The following is a 17,359-nucleotide window of genomic DNA, read 5'->3' as shown; positions in this document are numbered from 1 at the left end:
GTGTCCACCGTGTCGAACAGCGGCTCCTTGTCTTCCTGGTTGTCCTTGTTGTAGGCCAGCGGCTGGCCTTTCATGAGCGTGATCAGACCCATGAGGTGGCCGACCACGCGGCCGGTCTTGCCGCGCGCGAGTTCGGGCACGTCGGGGTTTTTCTTCTGCGGCATGATCGACGAGCCGGTGGTGAAACGGTCGGCGATCTTCACGAAGCCGAAGTTCTGGCTCATCCACAAGATCAGCTCTTCGCTGAAGCGGCTGATGTGCACCATGCACAGCGAGGCGGCGGCGGTGAATTCGATCGCGAAGTCGCGGTCGCTCACGCCGTCCAGGCTGTTCTGGCACACCTGCGGCTCACCGCGCTCGTCCACCATGCCCAGGCTGCGCGCCACGCGCTCGCGGTCCAGCGGGTAGGTGGTGCCGGCCAGTGCGGCCGAGCCCAGCGGCAGGCGGTTGGTTCGCCGGCGCACGTCACTCATGCGCTCGGCGTCGCGCGAAAACATTTCCACATAGGCCAGCAGGTGGTGCGCAAAGCTCACGGGTTGCGCCACCTGCAGGTGGGTGAAGCCCGGCAGGATCACGTCCACGTTTTTCTCGGCCACGTCCACCAGCGCGCCTTGCAGCTCGCCCAGCAGCGGGATGATGAGGTCGATCTCGCTGCGCAGCCACAGGCGCACGTCGGTGGCCACCTGGTCGTTGCGGCTGCGCCCCGTGTGCAGGCGCTTGCCGGCGTCACCCACCAGCTGGGTCAGGCGGGCCTCGATGTTGAGGTGCACGTCTTCCAGGTCGAGCTTCCATTCGAAGCCGCCGGCCTCGATCTCGGACGTGATCTGCGCCATGCCCTGCTGGATGGACGCGAGATCGGCCGCACCGATGATGCCTTGGGCTGCCAGCATCTCGGCGTGTGCGAGGCTGCCGGTGATGTCGGCCTGCCAGAGGCGTTTGTCGAAGAAGACGCTGGCGGTGTAGCGCTTGACCAACTCGCTCATGGGCTCCGAGAATAGGGCGGACCAGGCTTCGGATTTCTTGTCGAATTGGTTGGTGGACATACGGTGTTGCCAGCGGCTTTGGAGAGAAATGGTGGAGCGGAAAACCGCAGAACAAAGGGCGTGCAGAGGAGACCTGGATGATCTTTCGATCGCAGCGCCGTGCGGACTCGAAGTGCAGGGCCCGGACCAACGCACAATCCATCGTTGTCCGACCGGAGCATTGACGCACGTCCCATGAAAGACTCCCGAATTTTATCGACCTTCCAGGACCTGCCCAGCACCTTGGGCACGCAGTCGCTGGAGGAGATGCCCGAACACGTTCGCGCACGCGACCGGGTGTTCGACACCTGCCAGGTCGGGGTGGTGCTGCGCGCGGTGCTGTTCGTGCAGTCCATCGTGGCGGTGGCGGCGATCTTCGGCGCATCGAGTCCGGTGGGCTGGATCACGCAGATGGCGGTGCTCACCGGCGCTGCCCTGCCGGCTGTGCTGGCCTGGTTGTTGTGTGTGTGCGCGCTCAAACGCAAGCTCGGGCGCATGCCGGTTCGGGCGCAGTGGATCGCAGGCGTTGGCCTGGGCGTGCTGGCCGGCTTGTACGGGTGCGCCTTGCTGGTGCTCATGGGCCTGGCCGAAGCGGCGCCCTGGGTGGGAAGCGGTGCTGCGGGCGCGCTGGTGTCGGCCGTGTTGGTGGGGGCGCTGGTGTGGCGCGCCAAGGCCCGCATGCCCGCAGGCACCACGGCTCGGCTGGCAGAGCTTCAGGCGCGCATCCGGCCCCACTTTTTGTTCAACACGCTCAACAGCGCGATTGCGCTGGTGCGCGAGGAGCCCGCCAAGGCAGAAAACCTGCTGGAAGACCTGAGCGAGCTGTTCCGCCACGCCCTGGCCGACGCCCAGGAAGCGGTACCGCTGTCGCAGGAACTGGAACTGGCCGAGCATTACCTGGCCATCGAGCAGGTGCGCTTTGGCGATCGCCTCAAGGTGGAGTGGAGCGTGGACGACTCGGCTTCCAGGGCCAAATTGCCGCCACTCATCCTGCAGCCGCTGGTGGAGAATGCGGTGAAGCACGGGGTGGAGCCCAGCCCCTCCGGCGCGGTGGTGCGCATCAGCACCCAGCGGCGTGGCAGCCTGGTGGTGATCAAGGTGACCAACACGGTGCCGGCGGGCAGCGGGCGGCGCGGCAATGGCCTGGCACTGGACAACGTTCGGCAGCGCCTGGCCTTGTTGCACGATGTCCAGGGCCGATTCCAGAGCGCACTGGTCAACGGGGTGTTTCAGGTTCGCCTTGAAATACCGGTATAAGCGGGTATTGAACAGGTCTGGCTACGGAGCGTGACATGACACTGAAGGTACTGATCGTTGACGATGAAGCGCTGGCCCGTTCGCGGCTGCGCACCCTGCTGGGCGAATGCAGCGAGCCGCGCGCCGATGTGGTGGGAGAGGCCGCCAACGCCGTGCAGGCGATGGAGCTGATCCAGCGCACCGGCTGCGATCTGGTGATGCTGGACATCCACATGCCCGGGGTGGACGGCATGACCCTGGCCAAGACCTTGCGCGAACTGGCGGCGCCGCCCGCGGTGGTGTTCATCACCGCCTATGCCGAGCATGCCGTCCAGGCCTTTGACCTGGAAGCGGTCGATTACTTGACCAAACCGGTGCGCCGCGAGCGCCTGCAGCAGGCCTTGCAAAAAGTGCAGCGGGTGCGCGCGGAGAGCGCTGTGGAAGTCGGCCTGCCCGAGAGCCTGATCATCCAGGAGCGTGGGCGCAGCGAGCGCGTGGCGCTGGCCGACGTGATCTACCTCAAGGCCGAACTGAAGTACATCACCGTGCGCACGGCCGACAAAGAGCATATTTTTGATGGTGCGCTCAGCGATCTGGAGCAGCGCTACGCCCACCTGTTTGTGCGCGTGCACCGCAACGCTTTGGTGTCGCGCCGCGCCGTGCGGGCCGTGGAGAAGCACAACGACCCGGTCGAGGGCGAAGGCTGGACGGTGCGGCTCGACGGTGTCGAGGAGCGCCTGGCGGTTTCGCGCCGCCAACTGGCCGCCGTGCGTGAAGCCTTGATGAGCTGAGGCTGCCGGTGTCGCGCTGGTCAGGCGTGGCGCTGTAGGACTTCAGCCCACGCCGCCAGCTTGCGATCGAAGCTCCAGCTGGCATTGGCCGGGCTGGTGGAAGGAAGCTTGTACACCGGCAAACCCAGTCGTTCGGTGTGCCTGGCGTGGCGAAAGCTCTCGCCACCGTTGTGCGCGATGGCTTCAAGCCGTGGGCATGCGCGCTGCACCCATTCAAAATCATTCACCTCGGCGTTGCGGATGTTCGCGTCCAGGCTGCCTTCGCGCTCACAGGCACCGTACACGTCCCACACACCCAGACCATGGTCGCGCAAGACGGCCACGCGTTCGGGGTAGGCCAGGGTGATCAAGGGCAGTTGCCACAGCGCACCCAGGATCTTCCAGAAGTGGTTTTGCGGATGGCCGTAGTACTGCTGCGCGCGCAGCGAGGCCACCCCGGGGAAACTGCCCAGCACCAGCACGCGTGTGTTGGCGTCCAGCACCGGCGGCAATCCTTGCAGGCGGCTCATGGGGCACGGCTCACGGGGCGTTCAGCAGCGCTGCCAGCCGGGGCAGGGCGGCCACGGCGTTGGCGGTGGTGGCCTGCATCAACGCATCCACCGGCATGCCCCGCAGCCCGGCCACCACCGCACCGATGCGCGGCAACTCGGCCGGGCTGTTGATGCCCTGCGCCTGTCCCGCAGCGCGCTGGGCTGCGGTGGTGTAGAGCCAGTGCGGCGGGATGTCGGGTGCATCGGTTTCCAGCACCAGCGCAGACAGCGGCAATTCAGTGGCCAGGCGCCGTAACTGGCGCGCAGGCTCAAAGGTGGCCGCACCACCAAAGCCGAGCTTGAAGCCCAGGCCCAGAAAAGCCTGTGCCTGTTGCTCGCTGCCGTTGAACGCATGTGCAATGCCACCGCCGGTGGGCAGCTCGCGCAGGTGTTTGAGCAGCTGGTCGGCGCTGCGCCGCACGTGCACGATCACCGGCAACGCATGTTTGCGCGCCAGCCGCAGTTGCGCGCGGTAGAAAAAACTTTGTCGCTCGTGCATCTCGGGCGTGCACAGCGCGGGCACGAAGAAGTCGAGCCCGATCTCGCCCACGGCCACGAGGCGGGGGTCGGCGCTGTGTTCGGTCAGCGCGGCGTCGAGGACTTCCAGATCGGCATCTTGCGCCTGCGGCACGTACAAGGGGTGTATGCCCAGGGCGTAGGCGTCACCGGTGCGGTGGGCGAGCTGGCGCACGGTGTCGAAGTTGGCACGCTCCACCGCCGGGACCACGCACAAGCCCACGCCCAGCGTGGCCGCGCGTTCGCGCAGGTTCAGCGCGAGTGCGTGGTCGGCGCCGAATTCGGGCGCGTCAAGGTGGCAGTGAGAGTCGATCCACATGGCGGTATAAGGATCGATTGTGCCGGCCCGCTTACATGGCGCCGGTGCCCAACCCGAAAGGACCCACCCATGTCACGCCTCTCCTGGTTCGCCGCTCCCGTGTTGCTGGCCCTCACCGCCTGCGCTCTGCCCGGTGCCCCCAGCGCCGTGCCGCTGGTGGGCAGCGAATGGCGTCTGGAAGACCTGGGCGGGCGCGGCGTGATCAATGGCGCACAGGCCACGCTCACCTTTCCCGAGGCCGGGCGCGTGGCGGGCAACAGCTCGTGCAACCGATTCTTTGGCTCGTACACGCTGATGCAGGACCGCATCGCGCTGGGCCAGCTGGGCGGCACGCGCATGGCGTGTGCGCCGGTGGTGGACGAGCAGGAGGGGCGTTACCTGGATGCGTTGGGGAAGGCGCAGCGACTGGAGGTGCGAGGCACGACGATGCTGATGCACGTGCAGGGGCTGGAGAAGCCCCTCAGATTCGTCAGGACCAAACCGTGAGCCCCCACGCTGCGCGGGTCGCTGCCCCAGGACGGGGATGGGCCCCGGTCCTTGCCGGGTCCGGGGCTGATCCGCCTTGGGAGCGGCCCGGCGGCAGAACTTGATGCCCCCACGCTTTCCCGCTGCGCGGGTCGCTGCCCCCCGAGGGGGCTGATCCGCCTTGGGAGCGGCCCGGCGGCGGATCGCCCTAAGTCAGCACGCCTGTCGTCAAGCGCAGCACGCGGTTGCAGCGCGCGGCCAAGGTCTCGTCGTGGGTGACGACGATGAAGGCCGTGCCCTGATCGCGCGCCAGCTCCAGCATCAGTTGGAACACACCTTCCGCCGTGTTGCGGTCGAGGTTGCCGGTGGGCTCGTCGGCCAGCACGCAGGCGGGTTGCGTGACGAGTGCACGCGCAATGGCCACGCGCTGGCGCTCACCGCCCGAGAGCTCGGCCGGCCGGTGGCCCAGGCGTTCGGCCAGGCCCACGCGGGTGAGGATCTTGCGGGCCTGCTCGGCCGCCTCAGGGCGTGGCTGGCGGCGGATCCACAGCGGCATGGCCACGTTGTCGCGCGCGCTGAACTCGGGCAGCAGGTGGTGGAACTGGTAGACAAAACCCAGGTGCTGGTTGCGCAGCACGCCCTGCTGCGTGGCGCTCAGGCCCGACATCGTCTGGCCCATGAGCTGCACACTCCCACTGGTGGGCGCGTCCAGCCCGCCGAGCAGGTGCAGCAAGGTGCTCTTGCCCGATCCCGAGGCACCCACAATGGCCACGGTTTCGCCCGCGCGCACGCTGAGGTCCACGCCGGTGAGCACGGTGACGTCGAGGCGGCCTTCGGTGAAGCGTTTGGTGAGGCCAGTCGCACTCAACACAACGTCCGTTCGGGCTGAGCCGGATTCCGTGCGCCCTGAGCCCAACTCCGTTCGCCCTGAGCTTGTCGAAGGGCTGGCCAAGACTTCGGCGGGGGCTTCGACAAGCTCAGCCCGAACGGGGGATGGTTCAACACGCCCAGGATTCTGGAGGTCACTCATAACGCAACGCCTCGGCAGGGTTGACGCGGCTCGCGCGCCAGCTCGGGTAAATCGTGGCCAGGAAGGAGAGCACCAGCGAGATCACCGCCACCGGCAGGATGTCGGCCTGTTGCGGGTCGCTGGGCATGCGGCTGATGAGGTAGATGTCTTGTGGCAGAAAGCTCGCGCCCAGCAGGCGCTCCAGCGCGGGCACGAGCGTGTCGATGTTGAAGGCGATGCCCAGGCCGAGCAACAGGCCCGCGCCGGTGCCGATGATGCCCACCATGGCGCCCTGCACCATGAAGACGCCCATGATGCTCTGGGGGCTCGCGCCCAGCGTGCGCAAGATGGCGATGTCGGCGCGTTTGTCCGTCACCGTCATCACCAGCGTGGACACCAGGTTGAACGCGGCCACGGCCACGATCAGCGTGAGGATGATGAACATCATGCGTTTTTCGAGCTGCACCGCCGCGAACCAGGTGCGGTTCTGACGCGTCCAGTCGCGCACGAGCAAGCCGGGGTCGAGGTCGGCGGCGATGGACACGGCCACCTCGCGCGCGGCGTGCAGGTCCTTGATCTTCACGCGCACACCGGTCGGACCTTCCACGCGAAAGATGCGCGCGGCGTCTTCCTGGTGCAGCAGGGCCAGCGCCGAGTCGTATTCGTAGTGGCCCGAGTCAAAGGTGCCCACCACCGTCATCTGGCGGATGCGCGGCACCACGCCGGCCGGGGTCACCTGGCCGCTGGGCGCGATCAGCGTGACGCTGTCACCCGCGATCACGCCCAGGCTGCGTGCCAGTTCACCGCCCAGGACCACACCGAATTCACCGGGCACCAGACGCGGCAACACGGTGTCGGCGAGCTGGGCTGCAAGGTCGGTGACCTTGGGTTCGAGCGCCGGATCAATGCCGCGCACCAGCGCGCCCTTCATGTCCTCACCGCGCGCGATCAGCGCCTGTGCACCCACGAAAGGCGCAGCGCCGACCACTTCGGGGTGGCGTTCGATCTTGGCCAGTGTGTCGGCGAGGTTGGGAATGGCCTGGCCGCCGGGCTCAAACACCTCGATGTGCGACAGCACACCGAGCATGCGGTCGCGCACTTCCTTCTGGAAGCCGTTCATGACCGAGAGCACGATGATCAGTGCGGCCACCCCCAGCGCAATGCCCAGCATGGACACGCCCGAGATGAAGGAGATGAAGCCGTTGCGCCGGGTGGCGCGGCCAGCGCGCGTGTAGCGCCAGCCGAGAATGAGTTCGTAGGGAGTTTGCATGTGAGGTCCAGCGGGCATTGTGGCATCCCCGACAATCGCATCATGCCCGCTCCCCACATGGCCTCTGAGCCTGCCACGCACCTGCTGGTTCCCTTTGCCAGCGCCAGCGACCCCGCCTGCCGGGCCCTGCTGCCGGGCTTGCAACTGCCGCACCTCACCGCCTTGCTGGCCGAACTGCAGCCTGTGCACACCGATGCCGGCACCGACCACAGCCTGAGTGCGCCGCACGAGCGTGCGCTGGCGCAGGCCATCGGCCTGCTGCGCGCCGACGGCTCGGCCTACCCCGATGGGCTCTTGCCCTGGGCGGCTGCGCAGAGCAGCACGCCCGAGCTGCCGCAGGCCTGGTTCACGCCGTGTCACTTCCAGGTGGGCATGGAACAGGTGACCTTGCTGCCCGGTGACCAGCTCGGTCTCACCGACGAACACGCGCGCCCCCTCTTCGACGCGTTGGCACCGTATTGCGCCGAAGACGGCATCACGCTGCGTTACGAGTCCGCCACGCGCTGGCACGCGAGTGGAGGGGTGCTGCGCGGTATCGCCTGCGCCAGCCTGGACCGCGTGGGTGGCCGTTCGGTGGAGGCCTGGATGACCGACAGCTCGGCCAACCCCGCTGGCGGACAACTGCTCAAGCGCCTGCAGAGCGAGGCGCAGATGCTGTTTTACACACACCCCGCCCATGACGCGCGCGAGGCGCTGCGCCTGCACCCGGTCAACGGCTTCTGGCTCAGCGGCGCCGGTGCCGTCGACCACCCGACAACGCTGAAAGCCGCGCCCGCCATGCCCGACGAATTGCGCAGCGCAGCCCTGCAAGCCGACTGGGTGCGTTGGAAGGACGCGTGGACCGACCTCGATGGCAGAGACATCAAGGAACTGCTGGACCGCGTGCGCCACGGCGAGCCGGTCACACTCACACTGTGTGGCGAACGCGTGGCGCAGCGCTTCACCAACGCACCGCGCGGCGCCGTGGCGCGCGCTGGCCGCCTCATCCAACACTGGCTGGGCCATGCCCCGGCCTGGAAGACCCTGGACATCCTATGAAAATCATCACCCGCGACGTGCCCCCCCGCGCCGCCTGGGCGCTGGAGCAAGGCGGCCTGCACCCGCTGCTGGCGCGCCTGTTTGCCGCGCGCGGCATCACCAGCACCGACGAACTCGACGACGCACTCGCGCGCCTGATCCCGCCTTCGCAGATGCTCGGCGCGCAAGACGCCGCGCGCGCGTTGGCCGACGCGATGGCGGCCAACAAAGCCATTTGCATCGTGGCCGACTACGACTGCGACGGCGCCACCGCCTGCGCGGTCGGCCTGCGAGGTTTGCGCCTGCTGGGCGCACCCATGGGCTTCGACAGGGTGAATTACCTCGTGCCCGACCGCGTGACCGATGGCTACGGCCTCACGCCGTCGATCTCCAAGCGCGTGAAAGCGCAGGGCGCGGATGTGCTGGTGACGGTGGACAACGGCATTGCCAGCGTGGACGGTGTGCGCGCCGCGCGCGAACTGGGCCTGCAGGTCATCGTGACCGACCACCACCTGCCCGCCATCCAGGACGGCGCGGTGGTGCTGCCGCAGGACTGCATCATCGTGAACCCCAACCAGCCGGGCTGCAGCTTCGAGAGCAAGTCGATCGCGGGCGTGGGGGTGATGTTTTATGTGTTGCTGGCGCTGCGCGCGGAGTTGCGCGAACGCGGCGTGTTCAGCGCGCAGACGCAGCCGAAGATCGACGCGCTGTTGCCACTCGTGGCCCTCGGCACGGTGGCCGACGTGGTCAAGCTCGATGCCAACAACCGCCGCCTGGTGGCCCAGGGCTTGAAGCGCGTGCGCGCCGGCGCCATGCCACCGGGCATGACGGCCCTGTTCAACGTGGCCGCGCGCAAGCCCGAGGCGGCCACGGGTTTTGATTTCGGCTTCGCACTCGGCCCGCGCCTGAACGCGGCCGGTCGCCTGGCCGACATGACGCTGGGCATCGAGTGCCTGACCACCGACGACGCGCTGCGCGCCGACGAACTCGCGCGCACGCTGGACGGCATCAACCGCGAGCGCAAGGCGATCGAGGGCGACATGCGCGACCAGGCTTTGCAGATGGCCGAAGAGATGTTCGACGAGTCGGAAGAGCCACCGCCCGCGCTGGTGGTGTTCGACCCGGACTTTCACGAAGGCGTGGTGGGCATCGTGGCCTCGCGCCTGAAGGACAAGCTGCACCGCCCGACCTTTGTGTTTGCCGCCAGCGGCGCCGAGGGCAAGGAGAACGAACTCAAGGGGTCGGGTCGATCGATCGCAGGCTTCCATTTGCGCGACGCGCTGGACCTGGTGGCCAAGCGCCACCCGGGGGTGTTGCTGCGTTTTGGTGGCCATGCGATGGCGGCGGGCTGCACCATTGACGAAGAGCATCTGGAAACCTTTGAAGCGGCGTTGCAGCAAGTAGCCCACGAGTGGCTGGACGCGGCGACACTGCAACGCCGCATGGAGGCCGATGGCGCGCTGGACACGAAGTACCGCCGCGCGGATCTGGTGGACACGCTGCACAAGGAGGTGTGGGGCCAGGGTTTTGCGCCGCCGGTGTTTTGCGAAGAGGTGCAGGTGGTGTCGCAGCGGCTGGTGGGGGAGAAGCACCTGGCGTTGAAGCTCAAGCACCAGGGTGAGCCGGTGGACGGCATCTGGTTCGGTCACACCGAGCCTCTGCCTGCGCGTGTGAAGATTGCGTTTCGGCTGGATGCGGATGAGTGGCAGGGGCAGCGGCGGGTTCGGTTTCTGGTGGAGGCGGCGGAGGTTTGATGTGTTTGCCTTTGTTTCGCTCAATGACCTCGCGGGCTCGTTGCACCGGTGCGCTCTGCTCCGCGAATGTCCCCCGACGGCTGGTGCCGCCTCCTCCTTTATTTCGCTGCGCAGAGCGCACCGACGCAACGAGCTGACAAGGTGTCGTCGCGCCCACGCTTCGAACACCAATCCTGTTGCGTGTACGGGGTGGGCGACGCAGCGAACTCAAGGAGGAGGGGCCAAAGGCCCCGGGGGACATTCGCGGAGTCGGCTACCCCGTTCACGCAACAGGAGCCGCCGGAGAAAAACAACCCCTCAGCGTGCCCATAATGATTTCCCAAGCAAGAGACCTGAAGAACATGCAACACCCAACAGGAAACCCCACGTGAAGGCCGGCGCCAACGCCGCAGCGCTCAAGCGGCGCACCACGCCAACCCTGCCCGAGGTCACGATCTCCGAAGACAGCGAGGTGCGCTTTTTGCACCTGGGCACCGAGTGGATCCAGGGCTCCATGCTGCTGGACGCGCCGTTCGACATCGAGCTCGATTACGTTCAACGCATGATGGCCTGGCTGCTGTTTGTGGAGCCCGATTCGGTCAGCAAACGCCGTGTCCTGCAACTGGGCCTGGGGTCCGCCGCGCTCACCAAGTTCTGCTTCAAGAAGCTGCGCATGGACACCACCGCCATCGAGATCAACCCGCAGGTGGTCACTGTGTGCCGCAGCTGGTTCAAGCTGCCCGCCGACAGCGCCCGGCTGCGCGTGGTGCTCGCCGATGCGGGCGAGGAGATCCGCCGCGCCGACCACCTGGGGGCTTACGACGCACTGCAGGTGGACCTGTACGACCACGAAGCCGCCGCGCCCGTGCTCGACAGCCCCGACTTTTATGCCGACTGCCGCAATGCGCTGACCGACGACGGCTGCCTCACCGTCAACCTGTTCGGGCGTGACACCAGCTACGAGCGCTCGCTGCAAAGCCTGTGCGCCGCTTTTGGTGAGGATGCCGTGTGGGCCTTCAAGCCCACGCGCGAAGGCAACACCGTGGTGCTGGCCCAGCGCACGCCCCACCGGCCCACGCGCATGCAACTGCTGGCGCGGGCCGAGGTGGTGCAGGAGCGCTGGGGCCTGCCCGCGGTGAAGTGGATGAAGCTGTTCGAACCCGTGGCCTGAAAACGCCCAACAACACGATGGACGCGCGCATGAAACACCCGAACAAAACCCCTGGCGCCATCGATCCCGTTGGTCCGCTCGACTGGCGCACGCTGGTGCAGTGGTTGCTGGACGACGGCGTGATCTCCAGCATCGAGGCCGAACGCACCGTGGCTCGCTGCGCCTCGGCGCACAGCGCGCAGCACCCGCTGCAACGCCTCTCGGTGGTGGGCATGGCGCGCAAGGCCGACAGCCATGTGCTCGATGTGGAGTCGCTCACCCAGTGGCTGGCCAAGCGCAGCGGGCTGGACTACATGCGCATTGATCCGCTGAAGGTGGACGTGGGCAAGGTGGCCGACGTGATGAGCGCGGCCTACGCCGAGCGCCACAAGGTGCTGCCGGTGCAGGTGAGCCCGACCGAGGTGGTGGTGGCCACCGCCGAGCCCTTCATTCGCGACTGGGTGCCCGAGGTGCAGCGCCAGACGCGGCGCAATGTGCGCCTGGTGCTCGCCAGCCCGCAGGCCATCAGCAGTTTCACCGCCGAATTTTTTGCGCTGGCCAAGTCGGTGCGCGCGGCCAGCAAAAGCGGTGGGGGCAGTGGCGGCTTCGGCAGTTTCGAGCAGCTGGTGGAGCTGGGCAAGGCCAACAAGCAGCTCGACGCCAACGACCAGGGTGTCGTGCAGGTGGTCGACTGGTTGTGGCAATACGCCTTTGACCAGCGCGCCAGCGACATCCACCTGGAGCCCCGGCGCGAGCAGGGCGTGATCCGTTTCCGCATCGACGGTGTGCTGCACCCGGTCTACCAGATGCCGATCGGCGTGCTCAACGCCATGACCGCGCGCATCAAGCTGCTCGGGCGCATGGACGTGGTGGAGCGCCGCCGCCCGCAGGACGGGCGCATCAAGACGCTCAGGCCGGGTGTGGCGGGCGCGCGCGGTGAAGAGGTGGAGATGCGCCTGTCCACCCTGCCCACGGCGTTTGGCGAAAAGCTGGTCATGCGCATCTTCGACCCCGAGTCGACGGTGAAAGACCTGAGCGCGCTCGGCTTTGCCGCGCACGACGCGCAGCGCTGGGAAGCCCTCACCAGACACCCGCACGGCATCGTGCTGGTGACCGGGCCCACCGGCTCGGGCAAGACCACCACGCTCTACGCCACGCTCAAGCGCCTGGCCACCGAAGAGGTCAACGTGAGCACGGTCGAAGACCCGATCGAGATGATCGAGCCGGCCTTCAACCAGACGCAGGTGCAGACCCACCTCGACCTGGACTTTGCGCAAGGCCTGCGCGCGCTCATGCGGCAGGACCCGGACATCATCATGGTGGGCGAGGTGCGCGATCTCGCCACCGCCGAGATGGCCGTGCAGGCCGCGCTCACCGGCCACTTGGTGTTCACCACGCTGCACACCAACGACGCGCCCTCGGCCATCATGCGGTTGATGGAGCTGGGCATTCCGCCCTACCTCATCAACGCCACCGTGCTGGGCGTGCTGGCTCAGCGGCTGGTGCGCACGCTGTGCCCGGCCTGCAAGACACAGCAGGACAAAGCCACCGCCGCCACCTCGCGCGAGTCGCTGGCCGAGCTGGTCAAACCCTGGCAGATCAGTGGCAGCTACCGGCCCTACGAGCCGGTGGGTTGTGTCGATTGCCGCATGACCGGTTTTCGGGGGCGCATGGGCCTGTACGAGTTGCTCACGGTCACCGAGGCGTTCAAGGACAAGGTCAGCCGCGAGCCGCGCCTGGACGTGCTGCGCAAGCAAGCGGTGGCCGACGGCATGCGCCCGCTGCGCCTGGCCGGCGCCATGCGCGTGGCCGAGGGCCTGACCACCATGGACGAGGTGCTCGCCTGCACACCGCCGGTGCAGTGAGCACCACCGTCCTCAGTCGTGGCTGAGGCCGTGCCTGAACTGCTCGGCGGCGTCGATCAGGTCCCACAACTCGTGCCCGAGCGCGTCGGCATCGAGTCCGATGTCCACCACACGCTGGTACACCGCCGCGTTCTCCGCCGGCTCGATGCCCAGGCGATCGGTGTCGGTCAGGTGCGTGTTGCCCATGAGCAAGGCCTCGCACAAGGCCGCGCGCGGAGCGCTGTGGCGCGGCAGGACGCAGATGTGTGCCTGCATCACCAGCGTGGGCTCGTTGTCGCGGGGTCGCAGCACCACCTGGGTGTCGTTGACGCACAGAACGGTTGGACCTCTGCGGGCCGTGGTGACGGCTTTGTGCAAGGTGTCGATGCGCTCGATGGGGGGTGCGGGGCGGCGAGAAGTCGGCATGAGGCAAACCCTTTGATGCGTGGTCGGAGCGTCTGCCGGCAAGGCGCGGCGCTGGTTTTCGCACAGCGTAGGGAGTTGCCGGCGCGCGCGGTGCTTGCGCACGACTTCATCAAGGTGAAGTCATGCGTGCGACAGAAAAGCCTGGGTGTTCGACGCGAGGCATGGCCCACCTTGCAGCCCGGTGTCGCGCGATGCCGATAATCGACCGATGCGCGCCGCTCCCACCCCTCACCTCGCCACCGGATTGATGCTCGCGGCCGCCGGCTCCATTGCGTTCAGCGGCAAGGCCATCATCGTGAAACTGGCCTACCGCCACGGTGTGGACGCGGTCACGCTGATCATGTACCGCATGCTGTTTGCGCTGCCGCTGTTTCTGGCGCTGGCGTGGTGGGCCACCTACCGGCAGGGGGGTGTGCGCAAGCCACCGCTCTCGCGAGACGACTGGCTGGGCATCGTGGGCCTGGGTGTGACGGGTTATTACCTCGCCAGTTTTCTGGATTTCTGGGGCCTGCAGTACATCACCGCCAGCCTGGAGCGCCTCATCCTGTACCTCAACCCCACGCTGGTGCTGGTGCTCGGCTGGGTGATCTACAAGCGCCGCATCACACGCCTGCAGGCCGTTGCCATGGCGGTGAGCTATGGCGGTGTGCTGGTGGTGTTCGGCCACGAGGCCGGCTTGCAGGGGCCCGACGCGCTGCTGGGCGCCGCACTCGTTTTTGGCAGCGCCATCAGCTATGCCGTTTACCTGGTGTACAGCGGTGAACTCGTGCAGCGCCTGGGCTCGCTGCGCCTGGTGGGGCTGGCCACCAGCGTGGCCTGTGTGTTGTGCCTGGTGCAGTTTGTGTTGTTGCGCCCCATGAGTGCGGCGCTGGTGGCGCCCGAGGTCATCTGGCTCTCGGTGCTCAACGCGACGCTGTGCACCTTTGCGCCGGTGCTCATGGTGATGATGGCGATCGAGCGCCTTGGCTCGGGCCTGGCGGCGCAGACCGGCATGGTCGGCCCGATGTCGACCATCGTCATGGGCGTGGTGATTCTGGGTGAGCCGTTCAATGGCTGGATCGTGGTGGGCACGGTGCTCGTGCTCTCCGGTGTGTTTCTGGTGACGCGCTTCGGCCGCGCCAGTTGATTTTTTCAGGAGACTTTTCATGGATCTGGGTATCAAGGGCAAATGGGCGCTGGTGTGTGGCGCGAGCAAGGGTCTGGGGCTGGGCTGCGCGCAAGCGCTGGCCGCCGAGGGCGTGCACGTGGTGATGGTGGCGCGCGGCGCGCGCGACCTGGAAGCGGCCGGGCAAGCGCTGCAAGCCGCCGTGCCGGGCGTGACGGTGCTCACCGTGGCGGCCGACATCACCACGCCCGAGGGGCGCGCTGCGGCGCTGTCGGTGGCGGGTGGTCCCGGCACGGCCTTCGACATCGTGGTCAACAACGCGGGCGGCCCACCACCGGGCGACTTCCGCGCCTGGGACCGCGACGTGTGGATCAAGGCGATCGACGCCAACATGCTCACGCCCATCGAGCTGATCAAGGCCACGGTGGACGGCATGGCGCAGCGCGGCTTTGGCCGCATCGTCAACATCACCTCGGGCGCGGTGAAAGCGCCGATCGACATCCTCGGTTTGTCCAACGGCGCCCGCAGTGGCTTGACGGGTTTTGTGGCCGGCGTGGCGCGCAGCCCGCTCGCGGCCCAGGGCGTCACCGTCAACAACCTGCTGCCCGGCGCCTTCGACACCGATCGCTTGAAAACCACGCTGGCCGGAGCGGCCGAAAAAACCGGTCAGTCGGTGGACGCGATCGCCGACGCACGCCGCAAGAACATCCCGGCCAAACGCTTCGGTACGTCCGAGGAGTTCGGAGCCATCTGCGCGTTTCTCTGCAGCGCGCATGCGGGCTATATCACCGGTCAGAACGTGCTGGCCGACGGCGGGGCCTATCCCGGCACTTTCTGAAGGAAGAGCCCCCACGCTCCCCCGCTGCGCGAGGTCCGCTGCCCCCGAGGGGGCTGGGCCTGCCTTGGGGCGGCCCGGCGGCTGGCCCGGTCCGCTGCGAGGTTTGGGTTAGCGTCGCGAAGACACCAGAATCCCACCCACGATGAGCACGAACCCGGCCAGATGGTAGAGCTGGGGCGGTTCGCGCAAGAGGGTGGCCGAGAGCAGTGCGGCGAACAGCGGTGTGAGGTTGGAGAAGATGGCGGCGGTGGCCGGGCCCACGCGGGCCACGGCCGCGCCCCAGCTGCGGTAAGCCAGCAGCGACGGCCCCACCGCCACGAACACCAGGCCTGCCACCAGCGGCCAACCCCATTGAATGGGGCTCTGGCCCGCCGGCAATGCAGGCAAGGTGAACCATTCGCCCGCAGTGAAAGCGCCCGACCAGATCAGGCCGAACACCATCTGGGCCAGCAGGAAGGCCGCCCAGTCCGCCTTGATGGCGGCAGGCTCGTTGGCCGGTGGGCGTGCCAGCAACCAGCTGTACCAGGCCCAGGCCAAAGCGGCCAGCAGCACCAGCAGATCGCCAGGCACCAGCTGCACCGACAACAGGCCACCCAGCTCGCCGCGCGCGATCACCACCCCCACGCCGCAGAGCGACATGAACGCCCCGAGCGCAGCGCGTCGCGCGATGGGCACGCCATAAAACACACGTCCCATGATGAGCATCCACACCGGGATGCTGGAGGCCACCAGCGTCACGTTGATCGGCGTCGAGGTCTTCAGCGCCATGTACTGCAGCGTGTTGTACATGCCCACACCCAGCAGGCCCAGCAAGGCGAAACGCCGCCAGTGTGCCCACAGCCCGCTGTCCGGGCGCAGAACCCAGCCCGCCACGGGCAGCAGCATCAGCAGGGCCAGCATCCAGCGCAGGAAATTGAGCGTGACCGGCGGCACCACGCCCTGCATCAGACGGCCCACCACCGCATTGCCTGCCCACATGAGCGGCGGGATCAGCAACAGGGCGAGCGTGGCGGGCGTGAGGCGGTGAGCGGGCGCAGAAGACATCGGCTGGACTGTAGCAACCCGGACTTGTCCGTCTGCGCCATGGGGACGAAGCGCTGTCGCGCATGAGATCCGGCGCATTCGTGGCAGCATCCGCAAGGTTTTTTCAACAACGAGGAGACATTCCATGAGCACAACAGAAACCCGCGCAGTCCGCATCCATGCCGCAGGCGGCCCCGAGCAACTGGTCATCGACACACTGACGGTGGGCGAGCCCGGCCCGGGTCAGGTGCGCATCCGCCACCATGCCATCGGCCTGAACTACATCGACGTCTACCAGCGCAGCGGCCTCTACCCGTTTCCCATGCCACTGGCACTCGGGATGGAAGGCGCCGGCGTGATCGAGGCGGTGGGCGAGGGCGTGACGCACCTCAAGGCCGGCGACCGCGCGGCCTACGCCGCCAACCCGCCCGGCAGCTACTGCGACGTGCGCGTGATGCCGGCCATGAACGTGTGCCAACTGCCCGACGCGATCGACTTCGAGACCGGTGCGGCCATGATGCTCAAGGGCCTCACCGCGCAATACCTGCTCAAGCGCTGCCGCCCGGTGGAAGGCCTGGAGCCGGGTGACTTCGTGCTGTTCCACGCCGCCGCCGGTGGTGTGGGCCTGATCGCCTGCCAATGGGCCAAGGCGTTGGGTCTGCAACTGATCGGAACGGCGGGGTCAGACGACAAATGCAAGCTGGCCCTGGAGCACGGCGCCAGCCACGCGATCAACTACCGCACCGAAGACTTTGCCGCGCGGGTGAAGGAGATCACAGGAGGCCAGGGCGTGAAGGTGGTGTACGACTCGGTGGGCAAGGACACGTTCGAGAAATCGCTCGACTGCCTGCGCCCGTTTGGCCTCATGGTCAGCTTCGGCAACGCATCGGGCCCGGTGGCACCGTTTGCACCCGGCATCCTCGGCCCCAAGGGTTCGCTGTACGTGACACGCCAGACCCTGTTCTCGCACATCACCAGCCGCGAGCGCACCCAGGCCATGGCCGACGATCTGTTCGCGGTGGTGGAAGGCAATCAGGTGAAGATCCGCATCGACCAGCGTTTTGC

At 67.3% G+C, this 17,359-nt stretch carries 17 protein-coding genes; 10 read left to right on the top strand and 7 right to left on the bottom strand.

The features are described from left to right. On the bottom strand, positions 1–1,043 hold a 1,043-nt coding region (gene argH / locus ACN4F8_RS13010), incomplete at its 3' end, for an argininosuccinate lyase (protein ID WP_419473982.1). Positions 1,044–1,217: 174 nt separating this feature from the next. Between argH and ACN4F8_RS13005 the strand changes: the two genes are divergently transcribed. Next, a complete protein-coding gene (locus ACN4F8_RS13005; protein ID WP_419473981.1) occupies positions 1,218–2,279 on the top strand; it encodes a sensor histidine kinase in 1,062 nt (353 codons plus the stop codon). Between the two features lie 35 nt (positions 2,280–2,314). After that, on the top strand, positions 2,315–3,049 hold the full coding sequence (locus tag ACN4F8_RS13000) for a LytR/AlgR family response regulator transcription factor (RefSeq protein ID WP_419473980.1): 735 nt from the start codon (positions 2,315–2,317) through the stop codon (positions 3,047–3,049). 20 nt (positions 3,050–3,069) lie between these two features. On the opposite strand, the gene ACN4F8_RS12995 is transcribed toward ACN4F8_RS13000, so the two are convergent. Continuing rightward, positions 3,070–3,558 (bottom strand): DNA-deoxyinosine glycosylase, encoded by a 489-nt coding sequence (locus tag ACN4F8_RS12995; RefSeq protein ID WP_419473979.1) that lies wholly within the window; start codon positions 3,556–3,558, stop codon positions 3,070–3,072. A 10-nt stretch (positions 3,559–3,568) separates the two neighbouring features. Continuing rightward, positions 3,569–4,414 carry a TatD family hydrolase gene (locus tag ACN4F8_RS12990; RefSeq protein WP_419473978.1) on the bottom strand — a complete coding sequence of 282 codons (846 nt, stop codon included), beginning with the start codon at positions 4,412–4,414 and terminating at the stop codon, positions 3,569–3,571. A gap of 69 nt (positions 4,415–4,483) precedes the next feature. Between ACN4F8_RS12990 and ACN4F8_RS12985 the strand changes: the two genes are divergently transcribed. Then, complete coding sequence (locus ACN4F8_RS12985) at positions 4,484–4,900, top strand: META domain-containing protein (RefSeq protein ID WP_419473977.1); 417 nt, start codon at positions 4,484–4,486, stop codon at positions 4,898–4,900. Between the two features lie 187 nt (positions 4,901–5,087). Here the strand turns inward: ACN4F8_RS12985 and lolD are convergent, their stop codons facing one another. Both lolD and ACN4F8_RS12975 read right to left on the bottom strand, forming a co-directional pair. Beyond that, positions 5,088–5,747 carry a lipoprotein-releasing ABC transporter ATP-binding protein LolD gene (lolD, locus tag ACN4F8_RS12980; RefSeq protein WP_419473976.1) on the bottom strand — a complete coding sequence of 220 codons (660 nt, stop codon included), beginning with the start codon at positions 5,745–5,747 and terminating at the stop codon, positions 5,088–5,090. 154 nt (positions 5,748–5,901) lie between these two features. Further along, positions 5,902–7,158, bottom strand: coding sequence for a lipoprotein-releasing ABC transporter permease subunit (locus ACN4F8_RS12975; protein ID WP_419473975.1), 1,257 nt, complete (start codon positions 7,156–7,158; stop codon positions 5,902–5,904). 42 nt (positions 7,159–7,200) lie between these two features. On the opposite strand from ACN4F8_RS12975, the gene ACN4F8_RS12970 reads away from it, so the two are divergent. The 4 genes from ACN4F8_RS12970 (at position 7,201) to ACN4F8_RS12955 (ending at position 12,923) form a co-directional block, all read left to right on the top strand. Continuing rightward, positions 7,201–8,196 carry a phosphoglycerate mutase gene (locus ACN4F8_RS12970; RefSeq protein WP_419473974.1) on the top strand — a complete coding sequence of 332 codons (996 nt, stop codon included), beginning with the start codon at positions 7,201–7,203 and terminating at the stop codon, positions 8,194–8,196. Next, positions 8,193–9,929 (top strand): single-stranded-DNA-specific exonuclease RecJ, encoded by a 1,737-nt coding sequence (gene recJ, locus ACN4F8_RS12965; protein WP_419473973.1) that lies wholly within the window; start codon positions 8,193–8,195, stop codon positions 9,927–9,929. Before ACN4F8_RS12970 ends, recJ begins: the two co-directional genes overlap by 4 nt. Positions 9,930–10,296: 367 nt before the next feature. Further along, on the top strand, positions 10,297–11,079 hold the full coding sequence (locus ACN4F8_RS12960; RefSeq protein WP_419473972.1) for a spermidine synthase: 783 nt from the start codon (positions 10,297–10,299) through the stop codon (positions 11,077–11,079). 29 nt (positions 11,080–11,108) lie between these two features. Beyond that, complete coding sequence (locus ACN4F8_RS12955; protein ID WP_419473971.1) at positions 11,109–12,923, top strand: GspE/PulE family protein; 1,815 nt, start codon at positions 11,109–11,111, stop codon at positions 12,921–12,923. A gap of 12 nt (positions 12,924–12,935) precedes the next feature. On the opposite strand, the gene ACN4F8_RS12950 is transcribed toward ACN4F8_RS12955, so the two are convergent. Then, positions 12,936–13,328 carry a type III secretion system chaperone gene (locus ACN4F8_RS12950; RefSeq protein WP_419473970.1) on the bottom strand — a complete coding sequence of 131 codons (393 nt, stop codon included), beginning with the start codon at positions 13,326–13,328 and terminating at the stop codon, positions 12,936–12,938. Between the two features lie 208 nt (positions 13,329–13,536). Between ACN4F8_RS12950 and ACN4F8_RS12945 the strand changes: the two genes are divergently transcribed. After that, positions 13,537–14,454 (top strand): DMT family transporter, encoded by a 918-nt coding sequence (locus tag ACN4F8_RS12945; RefSeq protein ID WP_419473969.1) that lies wholly within the window; start codon positions 13,537–13,539, stop codon positions 14,452–14,454. Positions 14,455–14,473: 19 nt separating this feature from the next. Further along, positions 14,474–15,271 carry an SDR family oxidoreductase gene (locus ACN4F8_RS12940; RefSeq protein ID WP_419473968.1) on the top strand — a complete coding sequence of 266 codons (798 nt, stop codon included), beginning with the start codon at positions 14,474–14,476 and terminating at the stop codon, positions 15,269–15,271. A gap of 108 nt (positions 15,272–15,379) precedes the next feature. Here the strand turns inward: ACN4F8_RS12940 and ACN4F8_RS12935 are convergent, their stop codons facing one another. Next, positions 15,380–16,315 (bottom strand): DMT family transporter, encoded by a 936-nt coding sequence (locus tag ACN4F8_RS12935; protein WP_419473967.1) that lies wholly within the window; start codon positions 16,313–16,315, stop codon positions 15,380–15,382. A 124-nt stretch (positions 16,316–16,439) separates the two neighbouring features. Here ACN4F8_RS12935 and ACN4F8_RS12930 point away from each other — a divergent pair. Then, a partial coding sequence (locus ACN4F8_RS12930; protein ID WP_419473966.1) for a quinone oxidoreductase family protein occupies positions 16,440–17,359 on the top strand: 920 nt, incomplete at its 3' end.

The sequence above is a fragment of the Hydrogenophaga sp. genome, assembly GCF_048549895.1.
Lineage (GTDB): Bacteria > Pseudomonadota > Gammaproteobacteria > Burkholderiales > Burkholderiaceae_C > Hydrogenophaga.
This window is presented reverse-complemented; position numbering and strand designations above follow the sequence as displayed.

Excerpts from the sequence above, each read along its gene's own strand:
- ACN4F8_RS12935 (WP_419473967.1), bottom strand. The coding sequence starts at position 16,315 with ATGTCTTCTGCGCCCGCTCACCGCCTCACGCCCGCCACGCTCGCCCTG.
- ACN4F8_RS12995 (WP_419473979.1), bottom strand. The coding sequence starts at position 3,558 with ATGAGCCGCCTGCAAGGATTGCCGCCGGTGCTGGACGCCAACACACGC.
- ACN4F8_RS12945 (WP_419473969.1), top strand. The coding sequence starts at position 13,537 with ATGCGCGCCGCTCCCACCCCTCACCTCGCCACCGGATTGATGCTCGCG.
- ACN4F8_RS12950 (WP_419473970.1), bottom strand. The coding sequence starts at position 13,328 with ATGCCGACTTCTCGCCGCCCCGCACCCCCCATCGAGCGCATCGACACC.
- recJ (WP_419473973.1), top strand. The coding sequence starts at position 8,193 with ATGAAAATCATCACCCGCGACGTGCCCCCCCGCGCCGCCTGGGCGCTG.
- ACN4F8_RS13005 (WP_419473981.1), top strand. The coding sequence starts at position 1,218 with ATGAAAGACTCCCGAATTTTATCGACCTTCCAGGACCTGCCCAGCACC.
- ACN4F8_RS12970 (WP_419473974.1), top strand. The coding sequence starts at position 7,201 with ATGCCCGCTCCCCACATGGCCTCTGAGCCTGCCACGCACCTGCTGGTT.
- ACN4F8_RS12990 (WP_419473978.1), bottom strand. The coding sequence starts at position 4,414 with ATGTGGATCGACTCTCACTGCCACCTTGACGCGCCCGAATTCGGCGCC.
- ACN4F8_RS12985 (WP_419473977.1), top strand. The coding sequence starts at position 4,484 with ATGTCACGCCTCTCCTGGTTCGCCGCTCCCGTGTTGCTGGCCCTCACC.
- ACN4F8_RS12975 (WP_419473975.1), bottom strand. The coding sequence starts at position 7,158 with ATGCAAACTCCCTACGAACTCATTCTCGGCTGGCGCTACACGCGCGCT.
- ACN4F8_RS12955 (WP_419473971.1), top strand. The coding sequence starts at position 11,109 with ATGAAACACCCGAACAAAACCCCTGGCGCCATCGATCCCGTTGGTCCG.
- ACN4F8_RS13000 (WP_419473980.1), top strand. The coding sequence starts at position 2,315 with ATGACACTGAAGGTACTGATCGTTGACGATGAAGCGCTGGCCCGTTCG.
- ACN4F8_RS12940 (WP_419473968.1), top strand. The coding sequence starts at position 14,474 with ATGGATCTGGGTATCAAGGGCAAATGGGCGCTGGTGTGTGGCGCGAGC.